This is a genomic window from Luteibacter sp. (assembly GCF_051958795.1).
Taxonomy (GTDB): domain Bacteria; phylum Pseudomonadota; class Gammaproteobacteria; order Xanthomonadales; family Rhodanobacteraceae; genus Luteibacter.
On sequence record NZ_JBQCFT010000107.1, the window covers coordinates 1 to 3,661 of the forward strand.

Annotated in this window: 5 protein-coding genes; all 5 read right to left on the reverse strand. The window is 69.3% G+C overall.

Going from position 1 to position 3,661, the window contains the following annotated elements:
- Positions 1 to 132: 132 nt before the first annotated feature.
- A complete protein-coding gene (locus ACTHLF_RS05795) occupies positions 133 to 696 on the reverse strand; it encodes a hypothetical protein (protein WP_440325643.1) in 564 nt (187 codons plus the stop codon).
- Between the two features lie 91 nt (positions 697 to 787).
- The gene (gene hemP / locus ACTHLF_RS05800) at positions 788 to 985 is read right to left on the reverse strand and encodes a hemin uptake protein HemP (RefSeq protein ID WP_440325645.1); all 198 of its coding nucleotides are present in this window, start codon (positions 983 to 985) and stop codon (positions 788 to 790) included.
- Positions 986 to 1,062: 77 nt separating this feature from the next.
- Entirely contained in the window at positions 1,063 to 1,533 is a 471-nt protein-coding gene (locus ACTHLF_RS05805) for a chemotaxis protein CheW (protein ID WP_440325647.1), read from the reverse strand.
- Positions 1,530 to 3,263 (reverse strand): chemotaxis protein CheB, encoded by a 1,734-nt coding sequence (locus ACTHLF_RS05810; protein ID WP_440325649.1) that lies wholly within the window; start codon positions 3,261 to 3,263, stop codon positions 1,530 to 1,532. Before ACTHLF_RS05810 ends, ACTHLF_RS05805 begins: the two co-directional genes overlap by 4 nt.
- On the reverse strand, positions 3,256 to 3,661 hold a 406-nt coding region (locus ACTHLF_RS05815), incomplete at its 5' end, for a response regulator (protein ID WP_440325650.1). The genes ACTHLF_RS05815 and ACTHLF_RS05810, both read right to left, overlap by 8 nt.

Sequence of the window (3,661 nt, forward strand, 5' to 3'; positions counted from 1 at the left end):
CCCCCGGCCCCCCCGCCCCCCCCCCACCCCCCTGCCCCCCCCCCCCCCCCCAGTGGGGGGGGGGGGGGGGGGGGGTGGGGGGTGGGCCCCCCCCCCTCCCCGCCCCCCCCCCCGCTCCCACAACGTACCGGATTAGCCTGAGATGGCGACGGATTCGGAGACGGCGATATCGCGGGCGACGCCGCGGCCTAGCGATGAGATGGCGACTTCACGCGCGCCCAGCACGTCGAACCCGACGAGGCGGCGACGCTGGAAACTCAGTACGCGCGCCTGGCAGGCGCGCAGCCATTCGCGATCTGGGGCGTGGCGTTCGGGCGCATCGACCGGCGTCGCGCCGGCAAACAGCCCGTCCCAGGCGAGGTAATCGGTATCGGGCAGGAGGTAGATGCGGGCGAGCGTATCGCCCTCGCCTCCTACGCAATCGAGCCATTCGCGCGGGCCTTCGGCCGTGATGGCGCAGGTAAGGCCGACGTAGCGCGTGGCCATGAGCGGGGCGAGTTCCGCATTCACCACCAGGCAACCCGCCGGTGGCACGGCACTCGCCGGGCAGCGTGTCGGCCGCGGGGCGAGATAGAGCACGCCACCGAGCTGGCCAAGGCCTTCCACCAGCGTGCGCGGCGGTACCGCGAGCCAGCGGGTCGTGGAACCGTTGCGGGCGCGCGCCTGCACGCCAAAGGATGCGAGCCAACCGAACATGGGCGTCTCCCGGTGACGGCCTGGGAAAAGATGCCTGGCTGGCGGCGAGGGGAGGCCCGCGTGGCTTGGCGTCGGGGAGATGAAACCAGGATTACTTGGTGAGGATGAGCTTGTCGTTGCGCGTGAGGCGGAGGTGGTACTCGGCCCCCTGGTGCTCGATGACCAGCTCGCGCGAACCGTCGAGGAGGTTCTTGCTTTCGATGCGACGGGTGTTGGTCGCGACGGCGCGCAGCGGGACGATCTTGTCGCGGCCCGCGGCGTCGTTCAGGGGAAGGCTTCTCATCAACATGGCTAACGCTCCGCAAGTGAGGGTGCGGAGTTGATGATAATGATTCTCAATTACGCGTCAAGCACTTTTTTACGCGGTCAGGCGGCTTCCTGCATTTCCACCAGGGTCGACTCGATGCCTTCCAGGTCGGGGATCACCGCCGTGTCGTCACGGACCAGCACGTGGGCGCGGACGCCGAACGGCAGGTCATGGCCGTCATGGGTCGGCAGCAGAAGCTCCGCGTTGAGCGTGGTCAGGCGGGGGAAGCCGTGGGTCAGCACCGCGATGTACGGCATGTCCGCGCGGTTGCCGATCGCCTTGAGCACGGCCACGCGTGCGGCCTGCGGGGGCGCATCGTCGGCGAGCTTCGCCACGTGGTCGAAGCTGACCAGCGGGATGTGCCAGCCACGCCACTCGATCCGCCCCTGGAGCCACTCCGGCGCATCGGCCACGGGCTCGACGCCGGCCAGCGTGATCACTTCGGCCACGGCCGCGTTGGGCAGCAGGAGACGCACGCCGCCGCTCGGGATCAGGACGCAGCGGATTTCGCGCGGTAACGGCTCGCTCATGGGAATTCCTCGTTCAATTTACGGGCCAGCGCGGCGACATCGCCTGCGTAGCCGGCCACGCGCTCCTCGCGGATACCCGTGACCATCTGTCCTGATTCGTCCTCGGGCGCCACCGACTGCACCCACACGCGGCCGCCACCGTCGTACACCGCCTGTGAACCGGCGACGGCATCGTTCCCGCGGCCGGCGAACACGATGGCCAGGGCGTCGGCGCCAAAGCCGCCCGCGAGCGTGCTGAAGATGCCGTCGATCGACGGACCGGTCGCGTTCAAGGCGCTGCCGTCGTCACGCACGGTGACGCTGCCATCGCGACGGATCTGGACGTGGGCGCCACGCGGCACGACGAGTACCTCGCCATGCGCGGTGGGGACGCCATCGGCCGCGACGCGGCCACGCCCCAAACGTTCGGCGAACGCCGCGGTGTCGCCGCCATGGTGGGCCACGACGAGCACGGTGGCCGGGAGGCGACCCGGCAAAGCGGCGAGGAACAGGCGGATCGCGTCTTCGCTCTCCGTCGCGCCAGCGAGGGCCACCACGCGGCGAACCGCGCGCGTGCTGGTCTCGAGGATCATCTCGTGGCTGAACTTGCCGTCGGTGCTCGGCGCGATCGCCTCCTCCAGCGACACCAGTTCCAGCTTGAGGCCAGCCTCGATCGCGACGTTGCCGTCATCGACGACATCCTGCGCGAGGTATTCCGCCGCGCTCATCGTCTCGATGCCGAACTCGGCGGCATCCGCCCGCGGCGCGGCTTCCGGCACGATGGTGTCGTGATCGACCAGGTCCCATTCGGGCACCGGCGGCGCGGCGTAATCGGTCGAGCGCGAGGTGATCTCGAGCGTGGGCATGTCGCCCTGCCCCACATCCGCGACAAGCTCGTCGGAAGGCGCGAGGCTGAACTGGCTTGCATCGAATTCGCGCTCGACAGCGGCCGGCGCGGTGGGTTCGTCGTCCACGACCTCGAACCCGGAAAGATCCAGCGAGGCGAGATCCGTCAGCTCGAGCGGCATGGACGGCAGATCGTCGATGCCGTCCGTGCCCTGTACGTTGCCGCCGCCCGACGCCGCCAGCGCGGCTTCCAGCTCCGCGGCGAGGTCTTCGGCGCCCGTGCGCTCATCGTCTTCGAGCGGGTCGGTCTGCGGCGTGGAAAATTCAAGCTCGCTGGCGACGTCACCTTCGATATCCGCCACGGCGTCGAGCGACACCGCGTCATCGACGGCAACGAGGTCGGCATCGGCCGTCGCCATGGGCGTTTCGGGATAGCCATGCACGCCCGTGATCGCCATGTCCTCGGTGATCGGCTCGGCGAGCAGCTCTTCAGCGGGTGCGGGTTCGCTTGCGATGGCGGCGACGCGCGGCTCGATGGCGCGGGCATCCCCCGGGCGCGGCGGGTCGAGCGGCGTGCCGCCTACCAGCTTCGCCGCGAGGTGGCGTGCCCAGCGGGCGCGGTCCCACCCTTCCAGGTCACGGCTCGCGTCGGCATCGTTGAAGACGAGGCGTGGGTGGCCGCCCTCGACGGTCTCGTAGAGCCGGTCGAGGTCGGCGTCGCTCGGGTCATCCAGGTCCACCACGACGACGTCGGCCGACGAGCCGACGAGTTCTGCCGGAGCGAAAGCCTTCAGGTCGGACTCGTAGACGATGCGCGCGCCCTGCGCGACGAGGGCGTCGCGCAGGTGGGCCGAGAGGGCCGCGTCATCGAAAAGCAGCGCGACGGACGGCTCGCGTTCAACCATGGGTTACTCCGAGCACGTCGTTGATCTGCACGACCAGGTCATTCTCCTGGTAGGGCTTGCCAATGTAGCGGTCGACGCCGATGTCGAATGCACGCTGGCGGTGCTTATCGCCGGTACGCGAGGTGATCATGATGATCGGCACGCCGGCGAGGCGCTCGTCGGCCTTCATGGCCGTGGCGAGCTCGTAGCCGTCCATGCGCGGCATCTCGATATCGAGCAGCATCAGGTCGGGCACGCGTTCGTTGAGCTTCTCGAGCGCGTCGATGCCGTCCTTCGCCGTCATCACCTCGAACTCATGGCGCTCCAGCACGCGGCCGGTCACCTTGCGCATGGTGATCGAATCGTCGACCACCATCACCAGCGGCTTCACGCGCACCTCGTCCTGCTTGCGCGGGGCC